This window comes from Streptomyces sp. NPDC003042, assembly GCF_053591315.1.
This window is the reverse complement of sequence record NZ_JBSFTP010000005.1, coordinates 1-18,097: the sequence shown is the minus strand read 5'-3', so window position 1 is coordinate 18,097 and position 18,097 is coordinate 1. Positions and strand designations below refer to the sequence as shown.

Annotated in this window: 15 protein-coding genes and 5 tRNA genes; 9 read left to right on the top strand and 11 right to left on the bottom strand. The window is 69.7% G+C overall.

The features are described 5' to 3' along the window. Positions 1-96 precede the first annotated feature (96 nt). The gene (leuD, locus tag ACWDYJ_RS04220) at positions 97-690 is read right to left on the bottom strand and encodes a 3-isopropylmalate dehydratase small subunit (protein WP_451563914.1); all 594 of its coding nucleotides are present in this window, start codon (positions 688-690) and stop codon (positions 97-99) included. A gap of 3 nt (positions 691-693) precedes the next feature. Further along, entirely contained in the window at positions 694-2,118 is a 1,425-nt protein-coding gene (gene leuC / locus ACWDYJ_RS04215; RefSeq protein ID WP_451563913.1) for a 3-isopropylmalate dehydratase large subunit, read from the bottom strand. Between the two features lie 184 nt (positions 2,119-2,302). Between leuC and ndgR the strand changes: the two genes are divergently transcribed. Further along, complete coding sequence (gene ndgR / locus ACWDYJ_RS04210) at positions 2,303-3,019, top strand: IclR family transcriptional regulator NdgR (RefSeq protein ID WP_007266782.1); 717 nt, start codon at positions 2,303-2,305, stop codon at positions 3,017-3,019. A 148-nt stretch (positions 3,020-3,167) separates the two neighbouring features. Here the strand turns inward: ndgR and ACWDYJ_RS04205 are convergent. The 9 genes from ACWDYJ_RS04205 to ACWDYJ_RS04165 form a co-directional block, all read right to left on the bottom strand. Then, positions 3,168-3,240, bottom strand: a tRNA-Glu gene (locus ACWDYJ_RS04205). Positions 3,241-3,254: 14 nt separating this feature from the next. After that, positions 3,255-3,326, bottom strand: a tRNA-Gln gene (locus ACWDYJ_RS04200). 27 nt (positions 3,327-3,353) lie between these two features. Continuing rightward, positions 3,354-3,426, bottom strand: a tRNA-Glu gene (locus ACWDYJ_RS04195). Positions 3,427-3,487: 61 nt separating this feature from the next. Then, positions 3,488-3,560, bottom strand: a tRNA-Glu gene (locus tag ACWDYJ_RS04190). A 26-nt stretch (positions 3,561-3,586) separates the two neighbouring features. After that, positions 3,587-3,658: transfer RNA gene (locus ACWDYJ_RS04185), tRNA-Gln, on the bottom strand. A gap of 85 nt (positions 3,659-3,743) precedes the next feature. Then, on the bottom strand, positions 3,744-4,472 hold the full coding sequence (locus ACWDYJ_RS04180) for an HAD family hydrolase (RefSeq protein ID WP_451563912.1): 729 nt from the start codon (positions 4,470-4,472) through the stop codon (positions 3,744-3,746). A gap of 105 nt (positions 4,473-4,577) precedes the next feature. Continuing rightward, entirely contained in the window at positions 4,578-6,053 is a 1,476-nt protein-coding gene (gltX, locus tag ACWDYJ_RS04175; protein WP_451563911.1) for a glutamate--tRNA ligase, read from the bottom strand. Further along, on the bottom strand, positions 6,046-6,852 hold the full coding sequence (locus ACWDYJ_RS04170) for a fumarylacetoacetate hydrolase family protein (protein ID WP_451563910.1): 807 nt from the start codon (positions 6,850-6,852) through the stop codon (positions 6,046-6,048). The genes gltX and ACWDYJ_RS04170 overlap by 8 nt, the downstream gene beginning before the upstream one ends. A gap of 97 nt (positions 6,853-6,949) precedes the next feature. Further along, entirely contained in the window at positions 6,950-7,135 is a 186-nt protein-coding gene (locus tag ACWDYJ_RS04165; protein WP_451563909.1) for a hypothetical protein, read from the bottom strand. A gap of 613 nt (positions 7,136-7,748) precedes the next feature. Here ACWDYJ_RS04165 and ACWDYJ_RS04160 point away from each other — a divergent pair. The 8 genes from ACWDYJ_RS04160 to ACWDYJ_RS04125 form a co-directional block, all read left to right on the top strand. Beyond that, positions 7,749-11,474: a nitrate- and nitrite sensing domain-containing protein gene (locus tag ACWDYJ_RS04160; protein WP_451563908.1), complete on the top strand. Its 3,726-nt coding sequence runs from the start codon at positions 7,749-7,751 to the stop codon at positions 11,472-11,474. A 9-nt stretch (positions 11,475-11,483) separates the two neighbouring features. Continuing rightward, a complete protein-coding gene (locus tag ACWDYJ_RS04155; protein WP_069922098.1) occupies positions 11,484-11,897 on the top strand; it encodes a roadblock/LC7 domain-containing protein in 414 nt (137 codons plus the stop codon). A gap of 163 nt (positions 11,898-12,060) precedes the next feature. Further along, complete coding sequence (locus ACWDYJ_RS04150) at positions 12,061-12,453, top strand: DUF742 domain-containing protein (protein ID WP_451563907.1); 393 nt, start codon at positions 12,061-12,063, stop codon at positions 12,451-12,453. Beyond that, positions 12,434-13,018, top strand: a complete 585-nt coding sequence (locus tag ACWDYJ_RS04145) for a GTP-binding protein (RefSeq protein WP_451563906.1) — start codon at positions 12,434-12,436, stop codon at positions 13,016-13,018. The genes ACWDYJ_RS04150 and ACWDYJ_RS04145 overlap by 20 nt, the downstream gene beginning before the upstream one ends. 292 nt (positions 13,019-13,310) lie before the next feature. After that, positions 13,311-16,511, top strand: coding sequence for a sensor histidine kinase (locus ACWDYJ_RS04140; RefSeq protein WP_451563905.1), 3,201 nt, complete (start codon positions 13,311-13,313; stop codon positions 16,509-16,511). A 10-nt stretch (positions 16,512-16,521) separates the two neighbouring features. Further along, positions 16,522-16,935: a roadblock/LC7 domain-containing protein gene (locus ACWDYJ_RS04135; RefSeq protein WP_030037347.1), complete on the top strand. Its 414-nt coding sequence runs from the start codon at positions 16,522-16,524 to the stop codon at positions 16,933-16,935. 93 nt (positions 16,936-17,028) lie between these two features. Next, on the top strand, positions 17,029-17,586 hold the full coding sequence (locus ACWDYJ_RS04130; RefSeq protein ID WP_451563904.1) for a DUF742 domain-containing protein: 558 nt from the start codon (positions 17,029-17,031) through the stop codon (positions 17,584-17,586). After that, a partial coding sequence (locus tag ACWDYJ_RS04125) for a GTP-binding protein (protein WP_451563903.1) occupies positions 17,567-18,097 on the top strand: 531 nt, incomplete at its 3' end. The genes ACWDYJ_RS04130 and ACWDYJ_RS04125, both read left to right, overlap by 20 nt.

Genomic DNA, 18,097 nt, shown 5'->3' with positions numbered 1-18,097 from the left:
GCCTCAACATACGGCTGTGCCCCCCGCCGGAAGGCGGGGGGCACAGTGTTGCCGATGTGATCACCCGAGGGCGAATAAGCGCTGATCAGGCAGGAATCAGGCCTGAATCGTGCGCGGCTTGAAGACCGGGCGGGTGCTTTCGTAAGCGCTGATGTCCCCTTCGTTCTGAAGGGTGAGCGAGATGTCGTCCAGCCCCTCCAGGAGACGCCAGCGGGCGTTGTCGTCGAGTTCGAACTCCGCCTCGACGCCCTCGGCTCGGACCTTGCGGTCGACCAGGTCGACGGTGACCTCGGCGGTGGGGTCGGCCTCGGTCAGCTCCCACAGCCGGTCGACGGTCTCCTGCGGCAGGACGACGGTCAGCAGACCGTTCTTCAGCGAGTTGCCGCGGAAGATGTCGGCGAAGCGGGAGGAGATGACCGTCTTGAAGCCGAAGTTCTGCAGCGCCCAGACCGCGTGTTCGCGCGAGGAGCCGGTACCGAAGTCGGGGCCGGCGATCAGGACGGTCGCGCCGGCGCGCTCCGGGCGGTTGGTGACGAACTCCGGGTCCTTGCGCCAGGCCTCGAAGAGCCCGTCCTCGAACCCGTCACGGGTGATCTTCTTCAGCCAGTGGGCCGGGATGATCTGGTCGGTGTCGACGTTGCTGCGGCGCAGCGGGACGGCCCGGCCGGTGTGGGTGGTGAAGGCTTCCATGGTTCAGACTCCGGCGTTCGCGGGGGCTTCGGACAGGTCGGCGGGCGAGGCCAGATGGCCCAGCACCGCGGTGGCCGCGGCCACCTGCGGGGACACCAGGTGGGTGCGCCCGCCCTTGCCCTGCCGGCCTTCGAAGTTGCGGTTGGAGGTGGACGCGGAGCGCTCGCCGGGCGCCAGTTGGTCGGGGTTCATGCCCAGACACATCGAGCAGCCCGCGTGCCGCCATTCGGCGCCGGCCTCCTTGAAGACCTTGTCCAGGCCCTCCGCCACGGCCTGCAGCGCGACCCGGACCGAGCCGGGGACGACCAGCATCCGTACGCCGTCGGCGACTTTGCGGCCCTCGATGATCCCGGCGACGGCGCGCAGGTCCTCGATGCGGCCGTTGGTGCAGGAACCTACGAAGACGGTGTCGACCCTGATGTCGCGCAGCGGCTGGCCGGCGGTCAACCCCATGTATTCCAGGGCCTTTTCGGCGGCATTGCGCTCCGAAGCGTCCTCGTACGAAGCCGGGTCGGGGACGTTGGCCGACAGGGGCGCGCCCTGGCCGGGGTTGGTTCCCCAGGTGACGAACGGGGACAGCGTGGTGCCGTCGATGACGACCTCGGCGTCGAAGACCGCGTCGTCGTCCGTGCGCAGCGTCTTCCAGTACGCGACCGCCGCGTCCCAGTCCTCGCCCACGGGGGCGTGGTCACGGCCCTCGAGGTAGTCGAAGGTCGTCTGGTCGGGGGCGATCATGCCCGCGCGGGCGCCGGCCTCGATCGACATGTTGCAGATGGTCATGCGGGCTTCCATCGACAGCTGCTCGATGGCCTCGCCGCGGTACTCCAGGATGTAGCCCTGGCCGCCGCCGGTGCCGATCTTGGCGATGATCGCCAGGATCAGGTCCTTGGCGGTGACGCCGTCGGCGAGCGCGCCGGTGACGGTGATCGCCATGGTCTTCGGGCGGGCCAGCGGCAGCGTCTGGGTGGCCAGCACGTGCTCGACCTGGCTGGTGCCGATGCCGAAGGCCAGAGCGCCGAAGGCGCCGTGCGTGGAGGTGTGCGAGTCACCGCAGACCACGGTGGTGCCGGGCTGGGTCAGACCCAGCTGCGGGCCCACGACGTGGACGACGCCCTGCTCGACATCACCCAGCGAGTGCAGGCGTACGCCGAACTCGGCGCAGTTCTTGCGCAGCGTCTCCAGCTGGGCCCGGGAGACCGGGTCGGCGATGGGCTTGTCGATGTCGATGGTGGGGGTGTTGTGGTCCTCGGTGGCGATGGTGAGGTCCAGGCGGCGGACCTTGCGACCGGCCTGCCGAAGTCCTTCGAAGGCCTGGGGGCTGGTCACCTCGTGCAGCAGGTGCAGATCGATGAAGAGGAGATCGGGCTCGCCCTCGGCGCGCCGGACGACATGGTCGTCCCAGACCTTCTCCGCGAGTGTCCTACCCATCGCTTTCCCTCCGGCCGGCCGGTTGTGCCGGCGCTTCTTAGAGATCTGGTGCGCCTGATCGCCCGTACCCCACGTGCGGAACGACGGCTCGGACCCAGTGGTTCGTGGACCCGCACATACAGACTCGCTGGTTCTTGGAAAAATTGAACTTGCGTTTCACAGTGTGAGACGTGAATATCGTTTCATGGACAACTCTAGCGGCGTCGGCGTTCTCGACAAGGCAGCTCTGGTATTGAGCGCACTGGAGTCCGGTCCGGCCACCCTCGCCGGGCTGGTCGCGGCGACAGGGCTCGCACGACCCACGGCACATCGCCTTGCCGTGGCACTGGAACACCACCGGATGGTGGCGAGGGACATGCAGGGCCGGTTCATCCTCGGCCCGCGGCTGGCAGAGCTTGCCGCCGCGGCCGGCGAGGACCGTCTGCTGGCCACGGCCGGACCGGTGCTCACGCACCTGCGGGACGTGACGGGCGAGAGCGCGCAGCTCTACCGGCGTCAGGGCGACATGCGTATCTGCGTGGCGGCAGCCGAGCGGCTGTCGGGCCTGCGGGACACCGTCCCGGTGGGCTCCACGCTGCCGATGAAGGCGGGTTCCGCCGCGCAGATCCTGATGGCCTGGGAGGAGCCCGAGCGGCTCCACCGGGGTCTCCAGGGCGCGCGCTTCACGGCGACGGCCCTGTCGGGCGTACGGCGCCGCGGCTGGGCCCAGTCGATCGGCGAGCGGGAGCCCGGTGTGGCTTCCGTCTCGGCGCCGGTGCGCGGGCCCTCGAACCGGGTGGTGGCCTCCGTATCGGTCTCCGGCCCGATCGAGCGCCTGACCCGGCACCCGGGGCGGATGCACGCCCAGGCCGTCATCGACGCGGCCGCCCGTCTGACGGAGGCCCTGCGCCGCTCCGGCTGACCTGCCCACGCCTCACACATCCCCCGGGCCCGGGGGCGCGTACGACGCCGCACACGTCCAACTCGCGCCCCTGGGCCCGTACTCACGCGCCCGTACGGGAACAGCGAAGAGGCCCTCCGCGATGATCGCGGAGGGCCTCTTCCATGCGTACCCCCGACCGGATTCGAACCGGCGCTACCGCCTTGAGAGGGCGGCGTGCTAGGCCGCTACACAACGGGGGCCAGCTGGTACTGCGCTGGGCTACCAGGACTCGAACCTAGAATAAGAGAACCAGAAACTCTCGTGTTGCCAATTACACTATAGCCCATAGTGGTCTAGACCAAGCTAGACGTAGTACCCCCGACCGGATTCGAACCGGCGCTACCGCCTTGAGAGGGCGGCGTGCTAGGCCGCTACACAACGGGGGCCCTAGCGATCCTGCATCAACACGTCCGGGTGCGACCCTGGACATCTCGCGGGAAGGATCTGTACCCCCGACCGGATTCGAACCGGCGCTACCGCCTTGAGAGGGCGGCGTGCTAGGCCGCTACACAACGGGGGCAAGCACTGCGTTACTTCTGCACTGCGCTGGGCTACCAGGACTCGAACCTAGAATAAGGGAACCAGAAACCCTCGTGTTGCCAATTACACTATAGCCCACCAAAATGCAAGCCCCTGAGAGGCTTTCATTCGGTTAGCGCCCCCCTCCAGCCTTTCGGCCCGCTCGGGCGGCGCAGAAAGAACATTACCGGATGCCCGACCGTGCTCCAAAACGGGTATCCCCGGCCAGCAGCTCCGGGAGCTGGGCAAGCCCGGCGATCCGGTGGACACCGGCGGGCGCCGGACCGCGTGCGCCGTCGCGGTCGAGCCAGACCGCGGTGAGCCCCGCGTCCCGGGCGCCCCACGCGTCGATCTCGGGCTCGTTCCCCACGTACGCCACCTCGCCCGGCGCCAGCTCCATCGCCGCGCAGGCGCCGAGGAAGGCGGCGGCGTCCGGCTTGCTGGCCCCCAGCTCGGCGGCGCAGACCAGCACCTCGAAGCGGTCGCGCAGCCCGAGGTGGCGCAGTTTGGGGTCCTGGTTGACGGTGGAGGAGTTGGAGAGCACCCCGTGCCGGTAGCCGTCGGCGAGCACGTCCAGTACGGGCACGACGTCCGGGAAGAGTGCCCAGGCGGCCTTGTAGTGCTCCACGTAGCGGTCGAACCAGGCGTCGGCCTCCTCCCCGGTCATCCCGGGAGCCCCGAGGAAGTCCCGTACGCGGTCCTGGCGCTGCCCCCGGAAGGTGACCTCACCGGCGGCGAAGCGCGCCCAGTGCCGTTCGGTGAGCCGCCGCCACAGGGCGAGCGCCTCGGCCGGGGACCCGTAGCGCTCCCCGAGCCCCTCGTCGGCGAGGTGGCGCGCGAGCCCGGCCGCGTCGGCGCCCGTGTAGTCGAAGAGGGTGTCGTCGATGTCCCACAGCACGGCGCGGAGCGTCATGGAGCCGAGCCTACGCCGGGCGTTCGTCCTGGGTGGGCCCTTCACACAACACCACAGGGGGCGACGGCCGGGAATCCGGCTGCCGCCCCCTGTGGTGTGCGCGAGCTACGCGGTGAGCTTCGCCAGGGCCGCGTCGATGCGGGCCAGCGAGCGGTCCTTGCCCAGGATCTGCAGGGACTCGAAGAGCGGCAGGCCGATCGTGCGGCCGGTCACGGCCACGCGGACCGGGGCCTGGGCCTTGCCCAGCTTGAGGCCGTGGGCCTCGCCGGCGGTCAGGACGGCCTGCTTGAGGGACTCCGGGTCGTTCCAGTCGGCGGCCGAGAGGTGCTCGCGCGCCGTGGTCAGCAGGGCCGCGGGGTCACCCTTCATCGCCTTGTCCCAGGCGGCCTGGTCCTCGACCGGCTGCTTGCGGAAGAGGAAGTCGACGTTCGCGGTGATGTCCGACAGGACCGTCACGCGGGTCTGGGCGTACGGCGCGATGGCCGCCCAGGCCTCGGCGTCGAAGTCCTCGGGCTCCCAGTTGGCGTGCGGAGCCCGCAGCCACGGGGTGCAGGCGTCCGCGAAGTCCTTCGGGTCCAGCAGGCGGATGTGGTCGGCGTTGATCGACTCGGCCTTCTTGAGGTCGAAGCGCGCCGGGTTGGCGTTCACGTCCGTGATGTCGAACTTCGCCACCATCTCCTCGATCGAGAAGATGTCCCGGTCGTGGGAGAAGGACCAGCCGAGGAGCGAGAGGTAGTTCAGCAGGCCCTCGGGGAGGAAGCCGCGCTCGCGGTACAGGTTGAGCGAGGCCTCGGGGTCGCGCTTGGAGAGCTTCTTGTTGCCCTCGCCCATCACGTACGGCAGGTGGCCGAAGGCGGGGGTGTCCTTGGCGATGCCCAGCTCGATCAGCGCCTTGTAGAGCGCGATCTGGCGGGGGGTGGAGGACAGCAGGTCCTCGCCGCGCAGGACGTGCGTGATCTCCATCAGCGCGTCGTCGACCGGGTTGACCAGCGTGTACAGCGGGGCGCCGTTGGCCCGGACGATGCCGAAGTCCGGCACGTTGTCGGGGGTGAAGGTCAGCTCGCCGCGGACGAGGTCCGTGAAGGTGATCGGCTCGTCGGGCATCCGGAAGCGGACGATGGAGGGGCGGTGCTCGCCCTGGTACGCCTCGAGCTGCACGGTGGTCAGCTCGCGGCAGTGGCCGTCGTAGCCCGACGGCTTGCCGGCCGCGCGGGCGGCCGCGCGGCGCGCGTCGAGCTCCTCGGTGGTGCAGTAGCAGCGGTACGTGTAGCCGCCGTCGACCAGCTTCCGCGCGACGTCCTCGTAGATGTCCATGCGCTCGGACTGGCGGTACGGGGCGTGCGGGCCGCCGACCTCGGGGCCCTCGTCCCAGGTGAAGCCCAACCAGCGCATCGAGTCGAGCAGCTGCTGGTACGACTCCTCGGAGTCGCGGGCCGCGTCGGTGTCCTCGATGCGGAAGACGAACGTACCGCCGTGGTGGCGGGCGAACGCCCAGTTGAAGAGGGCCGTGCGGACCAGTCCCACGTGGGGGTTGCCGGTCGGGGAGGGACAGAAACGTACGCGGACGGGTCCGTTAACCACGCTTGATCACCTTGTTGGTGAGAGTGCCGATGCCTTCGATGGTGACGGCGACCTCGTCGCCGACGTTGAGGGGGCCGACTCCGGCCGGGGTTCCCGTGAGGATGACGTCGCCCGGGAGGAGTGTCATGGCCTCGCTGATGTGGACGATCAGGTCCTCGATGGAACGGACCATGTCGCTGGTGCGGCCGAGCTGGCGCTGTTCGCCGTTGACGGTGCACTGGATGGTCAGGTCGCTCGGGTCCAGATCAGTCTCGATCCAGGGGCCGAGGGGGCAGGCGCTGTCGAAGCCCTTGGCCCGGGCCCACTGGTTCTCACGCTGCTGGACGTCGCGGGCGGTGACGTCGTTGGCGCAGGTGTAGCCGAGGATCACGTCCTTGACGCGCTCCTTCGGGACCTCGCGGCACATGCGGCCGATGACCACGGCGAGTTCCGCCTCGTGGTGGAGGTCCTGGGAGAAGGAGGGGTACGCGATCGGGTCGCCCGGGCCGACCACCGAGGTGGAGGGCTTGAAGAAGACGACGGGGGCGTCCGGACGGCCCTGGTCGTCGACGATGGCGTTGCCCAGCTCCGCCGCGTGCTCCGCGTAGTTGCGGCCGACGGCCACGACCTTGTTCGGGAGCACCGGCGGCAGCAGCCGGACCTTGTTCAGCGGGACCTTCGTACCGGAGAGCTCGAAGTCCGCGAACGGAATGCCTTTGATGATGTCGAGAACGAGCGTCGCTTCGTCGCCGGGGGCGGTGCTGCCCTCGACCGCGCCGAACGCGACGTTGCCGTCGATCGAGAACCTGGCGATGCGCACGTGTGGCGTCTGCCCCTCTGTATTTCCGCTGGCTGGAGTCTGCGGACTCCAGGCTAACGCGGTGGGGGGCGGCGCTCGGCGCTCGTGGCGGCCGTGCCTACCGCGCGGCGGCGACCGGGGCGTCCATCAGGACGGTGCGGCGCGGGTTCGCGGTCTGGGCCGGCAGCTCGACGGAGTGCTCCGGGGTGGCCGGGGCCGCCTGCAGCTCCTCGGCGTCCTTCAGGTGCGCGAGGGTCGTGCGGCGGGGGTTGGCTATGTTGCGGAACATCATCGTCGTCTTCATCGGAGTCTGGGGCCCTCGGCTCGGTCGTGGGTGGTGGTTGTTCGGTGCGCGGACCGTTCGGTCGGTGCGCCAACCCTTTAAAGGGCAAGGCTAAACATCTGAATCGCCGACTGAACCGGGAAGTAATGGCCACGGCCGTGTGAGTTTGCTCACCAATGACCGGGCAATTCAGGCACAACGGACAGTCAATTCCGGGCGCCGAAACGGACATTGCGCCACTGAATGCGTCATTCCGCTGCTGATCATCTCGACTGGGACACCTTGACAGGCACAAGCTTTGATTGGCGTAAGTCCGATTCCTCCCCATAAGGCTTCCACATGGTGTAGTCCAGCTGTCACAAGCCGTGACCGGCTCGCCGGGCCGACACGCGCACCTTGTTGGAGATCCCCCACTGTGCTGGAATTCGCGGGACCGCCGCGGGAATCAGCCGGCGCGCAGGTGGCGCGAGACAGCGCCGAGCGCGGCGGCACGGAGAGGGAGACGCGCCGGTCACCGACGACCACCATGGGGCCGTCAGTGCCCCACGACTCGACACCGTCCCACCGCTCACCCGGCGGGACGCCTGGTCCAGAGGTTGCGACGCTAGTGCAGGGACGATTCAAGAGGGATGGAATGGGGTCTCCCCAGGCCCGCCAGGGCCGAGGGGAAGCTGCGGCGGAGCAGGAGCCGCGCGGCGGGACCGACCGTGGCTCCTCGCCCCAGCACGCCCAAAACCGCGGGCCGGCTGTCGAAGGAGCGCGCCCCGACACCTCCGCCGCGGTACAGGCGAAGGGTCGCGGCAAGTCCGGGAAGCCCGGGAAGACCGGTAATTCCGGGAAGCCCAGCAGGGCCAAGGGCAAGAGCGGACCCGTCGAGCCGGCCGAGGCGATACCGAAGGCCCCCAGTGGGTCCGGTTCCCGCCTCGCCATGCAGAACTGGCGCATCAGCACGCGACTGGTGTCGCTGCTGACCCTGCCGGTCGTCGCCGCCACCACGCTCGGTGGCTTCCGTATCAACGACTCGATGAACGACATCGCGCAGCTGGAGCACATGCAGCTGCTGACGACGATGACCCGGCAGGCCACCCACCTGGCCGCCATGCTCCAGGAGGAGCGGGACAAGTCGGCGGGTCCGCTGTCGGTCGACAGGTCGGGCAAGCCCAACACCCTCGTCGCGGGTGTCCGCGACCAGACCGACGCCGCTGCCGCGTCCTTCGCCGCCGCGACCGAGAAGGTCGACAGCACGGAGGACAAGGACGACACCCTCAAGTCGATCCGCAACAACATCCTGCAGATCGGCCGCCAGCTCACCGGCATCGAGGACATCCGCAAGAAGGCGTACCAGAACGGTGCCCAGCAGACGGTCACCGAGTACAACGCGCTGATCGTCTCGCTGCTCTCCCTCTCGCAGGACATGGCCCAGGCCACCTCCAGCCCCGAGATGATCAAGCGTACGCGCGCCCTGGCGGCCTTCTCCTCCGCCAAGGAGTACGCCTCCATCCAGCGCGCGATCATCGCCGCCTCGCTCCCCGAGAGCGGCGACCGCGCCGGCCGGCTGGAGGAGAACGACCGCCTGTACGCCCTCTCCGCGCTGCGCGGGGAGAGCCAGTCGAAGAAGACCTTCGAACTCGTCTACCAGGGCAAGCCCGAGGAGCTCCTCGCGGCGCTCGGCGACGGCAACCCGGAGATCGGCAGCGCCGACCACTACGCCCGCCGCGTCCTGAGCACCCAGGGACAGTTCGGCAAGGAGAAGAACCGGTCCTGGATGGACTGGTACGACGCCGACGACACCAAGCTCCAAGAGATGAAGAAGATCGAGCTGAGCCTGCTCCAGGACATGGAGCAGAAGGCTCGCGAGCTCAAGAACGAGTCGCAGCAGGACGCCATCATCAACGGTGCCCTGATCCTCCTCGTCCTCGGTGTCTCCCTCATCGGCGCCTTCGTCATGGCGCGCTCGATGATCCGCTCGCTGCGCCGTCTCCAGGACACCGCGACGCGCGTCGCCCAGGACCGTCTGCCCGAGCTCGTCAAGCAGCTCTCCGAGTCGGACCCGCAGGACGTGGACACCTCCGTGGAGTCCGTCGGTCTGCACACCCGCGACGAGATCGGCCAGGTGGCCGCGGCCTTCGACGACGTGCACCGCGAGGCCGTCCGCCTCGCCGCCGAGCAGGCCCTCCTGCGAGGCAACGTCAACGCGATGTTCACCAACCTCTCGCGCCGCTCGCAGGGCCTGATCCAGCGCCAGCTCTCGCTCATCTCCGAGCTGGAGTCGCGCGAGGCCGACCCGGACCAGCTGTCCTCGCTCTTCAAGCTCGACCACCTCGCGACCCGTATGCGCCGTAACGGCGAAAACCTCCTCGTCCTCGCGGGCGAGGAGCCGGGCCGCCGGTGGACCCGCCCCGTCCCGCTCGTCGACGTGCTCCGCGCCGCCGCGTCCGAGGTGGAGCAGTACGAGCGCATCGAACTCTCGTCGGTGCCCGGCACCGAGGTCGCCGGCCGCGTCGTCAACGACCTCGTGCACCTCCTCGCCGAGCTGCTGGAGAACGCCACCTCGTTCTCCTCCCCGCAGACCAAGGTCAAGGTCACCGGTCACGCGCTGCCCGACGGCCGGGTGCTCGTCGAGATCCACGACACCGGCATCGGCCTCTCCCCCGAGGACCTCGCCGCGATCAACGAGCGGCTCGCCTCGCCGCCGACCGTGGACGTCTCCGTCTCCCGCCGCATGGGCCTGTTCGTGGTCGGCCGCCTGTCCCTGCGACACGGCATCCGCATCCAGCTGCGCCCCTCCGACTCGGGCGGTACCACCGCCCTCGTCATGCTGCCGGTCGATGTCGCCCAGGGCGGCAAGAAGCCGGCTCCCATGCCCGGCGCCTCCGGCGGTCCGCAGGGTGGTCCCGGCGCGCCGGGTGCCTCCGGTGGTCCCGGTGCGCAGAATGCCGTGGCCGGTGCGGGCGTACGTCCCCCCGTGGGCGCCGGTCCGCAGCGCGGCCAGGTCGCCGGTGGCGGCCAGCGTGCCGCCCTGCCGGGACGCGACGGCGCCGGTCAGCAGCAGCGGCCGCAGGGTCAGGGCCAGCAGGGGCAGCAGGGTCCGGGCCAGCAGGGCCGTCCCGCCGCTCCGACGGGTCAGGCCCAGGGCCAGGGTGCCTTCGCCGGCGGTGCGCCGCTCCAGGGCCGCGGCCCGCAGGCCCGCCCGGGCGCCACGCCGTCGGCGTCCGGTCCGGCCGCGTTCCCGCAGGGCAACGGCTTCGAGCGGCCTCAGCCGCAGCAGGGCCAGCCCCAGCAGGCGCAGCAGCCGCCGCAGGCCACGCAGCAGTCCGCTCTCCCGCCGGCCCCCGGTCAGCGCAAGCGGCCGCAGCTGCCGCCGCGCGGTGGCGCGCCCCGCCCGGAGCTTCCGGGTGCGGCCGCCTCGCCCGCCGGGATACCGCAGAGCACCAGTTGGGGCGCCGGCCAGGGGGGCCACGAGGTCCCGCGTGGCCACGACGAGCTCTCCGGCCCCGGTTCCACGGCCGAGTTCGCCCGCCCGGACTTCAACGCCCCGTACCCGCAGGCCGGTGGCGGCAACCCCGCCAACGGCACGACCGGCCAGTTCGAGCGCCCGCAGCTCGGCGGCCAGTCCCCCAGTCAGACCACGGGCCAGTTCGCCCGCCCGGCAACGCCCCCGTCCAACGGCCAGGCGCCGCGGACCGGCGGGCCCGGGGTCGGCGGCTACTCCCCGCAGCAGCCGCAGGGTCAGCAGCCCGGCGGCTATGCCCCCGCACCCGTACCGGCGACCCGCGCCGAGGCTCCGCGACTGCCGCAGGCGCACCAGCCGGAGGCCTTGCCGCCGGCCCCGGCGCACAGCTCCGGCGAGAACCGCAGCCCGATCTTCGACTCGATGGAGTCGAACTGGTTCCGCGAGGAGGCCGAGCAGGCCGCCGCGCAGGGATCGGCCGTACCGCAGCCGCCCCAGCAGCAGCAGTACGAGGCGCAGCAGCGCCCGCAGCAGCCGATGCCGCAGCGCGGTCAGGAGCCCGCTGCCGAGCCCGCCCCGGCGGTCACCGGCAGCTCTCCGACGGTCAGCTGGCGGTCCTCACCGAACGACGAGCTGATGCGGCAGGCCGAGCGCGTGCGCCAGCCCGCCGCAGGGGGTATCACCACCTCGGGGCTCCCCCGCCGGGTACCGCGGGCGAACCTCGTGGCGGGCACCGCGCAGCAGCAGGCGGACGCTCAGGCCGGTCCGCAGGTCTCGCGTGCTCCGGACGAAGTCCGCGGCCGTCTCACCAATCTCCGACGCGGTATCCAGCAGGGGCGCCAGGCCGGCACCACCGGCCCCGCGACCGGCAGTTTCCACGTCGACCCCACTTACCAGCAGGAGCGATAGTTGAGCTCGATGAGCCAGGCGGCACAGAACCTGAACTGGTTGATCACCAACTTCGTGGACAACACCCCTGGGGTGTCCCACACCGTGGTGGTCTCCGCCGACGGACTCCTTCTGGCGATGTCCGAAGGTTTCCCCCGTGACCGCGCCGACCAGCTGGCGGCCGTCGCCTCCGGTCTGACCTCGCTGACCGCCGGAGCCTCCCGGATCTTCGAGGGCGGCGCCGTCAACCAGACCGTGGTCGAGATGGACCGCGGTTTCCTCTTCCTGATGTCCGTCTCCGACGGATCCTCGCTGGCCGTGCTCGCCCACCCCGAGTGCGACATCGGCCTCGTGGGCTACGAGATGGCCCTCCTCGTGGACCGCGCCGGCAGTGTCCTCACCCCGGACCTGCGCGCGGAGCTGCAGGGAAGCCTGCTCACCTGACGAGCTCTTACGACTGCCCCTCTTCCGGCCGGACGGTACTTCCGGCCGGAAGACCGGGACCCCCGTCCCGGAACCAAGTACCCCCGCAGGCCGTCATCACCTCCCCCCACCGGCCGCCCCGTCAGACGGCACGCTGACCACTGCTGTCCAGCCCGGAGGATCAATGACACCGCCCCCCGCCTATCCCGACGCGTACGGAGACTCGTACTCGGACGGCGATCAGCCGCTGGTGCGTCCGTACGCGATGACCGGCGGCCGTACCCGGCCCCGCTACCAGCTCGCCATCGAGGCACTGGTCAGCACCACGGCCGATCCGATGCACCTGTCCGGCCTGCTGCCGGAACACCAGCGCATCTGCACGCTGTGCCGTGAGGTCAAGTCGGTCGCGGAGGTCTCCGCACTGCTGTCGATGCCGCTCGGTGTCGCCCGGATCCTCGTCGCCGACCTGGCGGAGGCCGGAATGGTGGCCATCCACCAGCCGGGCAATGGAGAGGCCGGCGGAACGCCGGATGTAACGCTGCTCGAGAGGGTTCTCAGTGGACTTCGCAAGATCTGACGGCGGAGCGGCTCCTCGCTCCACCACCTCCGCGAAGATCGTGGTCGCGGGCGGCTTCGGCGTGGGCAAGACCACGTTCGTCGGCGCGGTCTCCGAGATCAACCCCCTGCGCACCGAGGCGGTGATGACGTCCGCGAGCGCGGGGATCGACGACCTCACGCACACGGGTGACAAGACGACCACCACGGTCGCCATGGACTTCGGCCGCATCACCCTGGACCAGGACCTGATCCTGTACCTCTTCGGTACGCCGGGCCAGGACCGGTTCTGGTTCATGTGGGACGACCTGGTCCGCGGCGCCATCGGCGCCGTCGTCCTCGTCGACACGCGCCGCCTCGCCGACTGCTTCCCCGCGGTCGACTACTTCGAGAACAGCGGCCTGCCCTTCGTCGTGGCGCTCAACGGCTTCGAGGGGTACCAGCCCTACACCCCGGAGGAGGTCCGCGAGGCCCTCCAGATCGGCCCCGACGCCCCGATCATCACCACCGACGCCCGCCACCGCGCGGACGCCAAGAGCGCGCTCATCACGCTCGTGGAGCACGCCCTGATGGCGCGGCTCAAGTAACACGCTTTTCACCGCGACACCTCGGGGCGGGCTGTGTCTTATGACACGGCCCGCCCCTGTCGTTCATAACGTTTCGACAGAGAATTACCGTCAGGTGGGCACAGCCCGCGTTCGGTTGGTGCCGCTACGCGCACAACTAGCCCTATTTTTGCCGCAGCTCGCTCTTTATGTCCGGTTTATGTGGGGCGTAGGGCTCTGTGAATGGCCGATTTCATCTGTTTGGAACACTGCGGTTAACCATGCTGGAATTCAACGAACTAGCTAGTAGCACCGCCGAGAGGTTGTTGGTCGAGTGAGGCGAAGCAACTCGAGCCCCGCGGATGAACCCGCGCGCGGCAACTTCACCCCGCCGCCGCGCGGGGCCACGTCGTCTTTCGACGTGCCCGTGGATCCACCCGCGATTGGTGGCAGCACCAGCAAGTTCTCGCCCCGTAACTGGCGTGTGCCGACCCGCCTGAACGCCATCCTCCTCGTACCCGTCCTCGTCGGACTGGTCATGGGCGGCTTCCAGGTGAAGGGTTCGGTCGACAGCTGGAACGAGGCCAAGGACGCCGAGAAGACGGCCCGCATCGTCCAGGCCGCGGCCGAGTACGGACAGGCCCTCCTCAACGAGCGCGACCTCACCGCCGAACCGCTGCTGAACAACCAGCGGGGCAGCGAGGTCGTGACGAAGGCCTACGCGGCCACCGACGCGGCGAAGCAGAAGTTCGCCGCGGCCGTGAAGGACATGCCGGCCGAGCAGGGCCTGGAGCGCCGCCTGGAGCTCTTCCAGCAGGAGGAGCCGAAGCTGGAGCAGGTCCGCAAGACGGCCTACGCCATTCCGGAGACGCCCAAGAAGAACCTCCCCACCTCGGCCGGCCCCATCCCGACCGAAGAGGGGTACGTGCTGGTCCAGCACTACCTGATGCAGTTCTCCAACGAACTGGGTCTGGGCACCGGCAACGTCACCAGCTACGGCCGCATGGTCTACGCGATCGAGCTGGCCAAGGCCGCGAACTCGCTCCAGCGTTCCGTCGGCACGCACCTGCTGGTCCGCCCGAACGAAGACGAGACCGTCCGCAAGGCCCAGCTCGTCGCCTTCTCCTCCTACGCCTACCTCGAAGAGATCGCCATCGGTGAGTACGTCGCCGCCGGCACCGACGAGGACACGAACCGGCTCAAGGAGGTCATGGGCAAGAAGTCCCAGGAGGGAGCCGCCAAGCTCGCCGAGGCCAAGCGCCAGTCGGAGCAGGCCGGCACCACCTTCAAGGCTCCGCCCGTGGTCAACGGCTCCGTGCTCACCGGCATGACCGAGGCGATAGCCGGCGGCGGGAAGAACACCCGGCTGGCCGCGGAGGGCACCACGCCCATGGCCTGGCAGGCCGCCTCCACCGCCAAGTTCGAGGGCTACGCCGAGATCGAGAAGGAGCTCCTCGACAAGGCCGTCGAGAACGCCGGAGCGGTTTCCGAGGAGTCCCGCAACGACGCCATCCTGACCGGCGCCATCGTGGTCGTGGCCCTGCTCGCCGCCTTCATCCTGGCCGCGATGATGGCCCGTCAGATGAGCACCGCGATGCGGCGCCTGCGCAGCTCCGCCTTCGACATCGCCGAGCAGCGCCTGCCGATGCTCGTCGACCAGCTCTCGCGCACCGACCCGGGCAAGGTCGACACCCGCGTCGCGCCGATCCCGATCAACTCCCAGGACGAGATCGGCGAGGTCGCCCGCGCCTTCGACCAGGTGCACCGGGAAGCCGTGCGGCTCGCCGCCGAACAGGCGCTCCTGCGAGGGAACGTCAACGCGATCTTCACGAACCTCTCCATGCGCAACCAGTCCCTGATCGAGGGCCAGTTGACCCTCATCACCGACCTGGAGAACAACGAGGCGGACCCGGACCAGCTGGAGAACCTCTTCCGCCTGGACCACCTGGCCACCCGTATGCGTCGCAACGGCGAGAACCTCCTCATCCTCGCGGGTGAGAACCCGGGCCGCCGCTGGGACCAGCCGGTCCCCCTCGTCGACGTCCTGCGCGCCGCCTCCTCCGAGGTGGAGCAGTACGAGCGCATCGAGTTCTCCGGCGTCTCGGAGGCCGAGATCCACGGCCAGGCCGTGACCGACCTCGTGCACCTGCTCGCCGAGCTGCTGGAGAACGCCACCACGTTCTCCTCCCCGCAGACCAAGGTCCGCGTCAACGCCACCCGTCTTCCCGACGGCCGCGTGATGGTAGAGATCCACGACAAGGGCATCGGCCTCACCGCCGAGGACTTCGCGGACATCAACCACAAGCTGGCCAACCCGCCGACCGTGGACGCCGCGATCTCGCAGCGCATGGGTCTGTTCGTGGTCGGCCGGCTGGCGGACCGGCACAGTATCCGCGTCCAGCTGCGCCCTTCGGGCGAGGCGGCCGGCACCACTTCGCTGGTCATGCTCCCCGACGCCATCACCCACGGTGGCGGTGGCGAGGGCATCCCCCAGGACGACTTCACCGTCTCCTCGATCATTCCGCAGCAGAAGAGCCAGCAGCCCGCCCCGCTGCGCACGGCCGCCGAACTCGGATTCGACGACTCGCGCTACTCCAACGCAAGCGTCGGCTCCACCGGAGCGGCTGGCGCCGCCGGCGAGTCCGTCGACCCGGTCGTGCGGTCCCTGGGCCGCGAGGAGCGCCGGGCCGCGCTGGAGGCCCAGGCCGGCTACCCGCAGGAGCAGTCCGCGTACCCCGGCCCGGAGTATCCGGAACCGCAGCCGGAACACGGGTACCAGCCGTACCAGGGCTACGAACAGCAGTCCGCACAGGGCTACGAGGCCCCGTACGAGGCGCAGCCCCAGCAGCCGGGCTACGAGGCGTACCCGGAGCAGGGCTACGCCTATCCGGAAGCCGAATACCAGGACCCGCAGCAGCCCGCGCAGGCGTACGAGGGCGGCTACAAGGACCAGTCACCGCAAGGGGAGTGGCCCGAACAGAACACGTATTCGGGCTCCTACCAGCAGGATTACCCGACTGAATCGGAAGCCCCCGCCGCTCCCGAACCGGCCGCGGAACGCGTAGGCTTCGACCGTCCGGGCACCGCTGCCGACACCGGTCACCAGGTGACCGGAGCGGGCCTGCCGCGACGCGGCAGCCAGCAGCAGTGGCAGCCGGCACAGCAGGAAGCGGAGTCCACCGGATCCCTCTTCGAGCAGCGGCCGCCGCGTCAGCAGCAGCCCGAAGCGGAGCGGGCCCCGGAGGCAGAGGAAGGCAGCGAGTCCTGGCGCTCGCGCAACGACGAGCGCTGGCAGCAGGCCGGCAAGCTCCGTGAGCCGAAGGCCGGCGGGGTCACCCCGTCCGGTCTCCCTCGGCGGGTACCCAAGGCCAACCTGGTCGAGGGTGCTGCGGAGACGACCCCGCAGGGCGGCCCCCAGGTCTCCCGCGCCCCGGAGGACGTCCGCGGCAGGTTGAGCAACCTGCGTCGCGGTGTCCAGCAGGGACGCAGCGCGGGTTCCGAGCAGTCAAGTAACAGCTATGACCAGGAGCGTTAGTGTGAGCCCGATGAGCCAGGCGGCACAGAACCTGAACTGGTTGATCACCAACTTCGTGGACAACACCCCTGGGGTGTCCCACACCGTGGTGGTCTCCGCCGACGGACTCCTTCTGGCGATGTCCGACGGATTCCCGCGCGACCGCGCCGACCAGCTGGCGGCCGTGGCCTCCGGTCTGACGTCGCTGACCGCCGGAGCCTCCCGGATCTTCGAGGGTGGCGCCGTCAACCAGACCGTCGTGGAGATGGACCGAGGGTTTCTCTTCCTCATGTCGGTCTCGGACGGATCCTCGCTCGCGGTGCTCGCGCACCCCGAGTGCGACATCGGTCTGGTGGGCTACGAGATGGCCCTCCTCGTGGACCGCGCCGGCAGTGTCCTCACCCCGGACCTGCGCGCGGAGCTGCAGGGAAGTCTTCTCAACTAACAGACAGACAGTGCGGTTCGCGCCATCGCACCATAGGGTGCGGTGGCGCGGTTCCACAGGGAGGACTGCGTTCTTGGAGTCGGAGGAGGAAACGTGACAACACCCGGAGGACATCCTTATGGCGGCGCGCAGCAGCCGCAGGGTGGGCACGACCAGAACCGCTTCAATTTCCCCTCCGCTCCCAGCCGGCCCGTGCCGGAGCACAGCCCGTACCAGCAGCAGCAGCCGTACGGGCAGCCCCAACAGCCGCAGCAGCAGCCCCAGATGCCGCCTCAGCAGCCGCGCGCTGTCCGGCAGGCTCCGAAGGCCCACAACCCGCTGGTGCGTCCGTACGCGATGACAGGCGGCCGTACCCGGCCGCGCTACCAGCTCGCCATCGAGGCGCTGGTCAGCACCACGGCCGATCCCGCGCGCCTGCAAGGGCAGTTGCCCGAGCACCAGCGCATCTGCCGTCTGTGCCAGGAGATCAAATCCGTCGCGGAGATCTCGGCACTTCTCTCCATTCCTCTTGGTGTCGCCCGCATCCTCGTCGCCGACCTGGCGGAGGCGGGCCTTGTCGCCATTCACCAGCCCGGCGGCGACGAGTCTGCCGGCGGCCAGCCAGATGTGACACTGCTCGAAAGGGTGCTCAGTGGACTTCGCAAGCTCTAACGGCGGAGCGGCTCCTCGCTCCACCACTTCCGCGAAGATCGTGGTCGCGGGCGGCTTCGGCGTGGGCAAGACCACGTTCGTCGGCGCGGTCTCCGAGATCAACCCCCTGCGCACCGAAGCCGTCATGACCAGCGCCTCCGCCGGGATCGACGACCTCACCCACACCGGTGACAAGACGACCACCACGGTCGCCATGGACTTCGGCCGCATCACCCTGGACCAGGACCTGATCCTGTACCTCTTCGGTACGCCGGGCCAGGACCGCTTCTGGTTCATGTGGGACGACCTGGTCCGCGGCGCCATCGGCGCCGTCGTCCTCGTCGACACGCGCCGCCTCGCCGACTGCTTCCCCGCGGTCGACTACTTCGAGAACAGCGGCCTGCCCTTCGTCATCGCCCTCAACGGCTTCGACGGGCACCAGCCCTACACCCCGGAGGAGGTCCGCGAGGCCCTCCAGATCGGCCCCGACGCCCCGATCATCACCACCGACGCCCGCCACCGCGCGGACGCC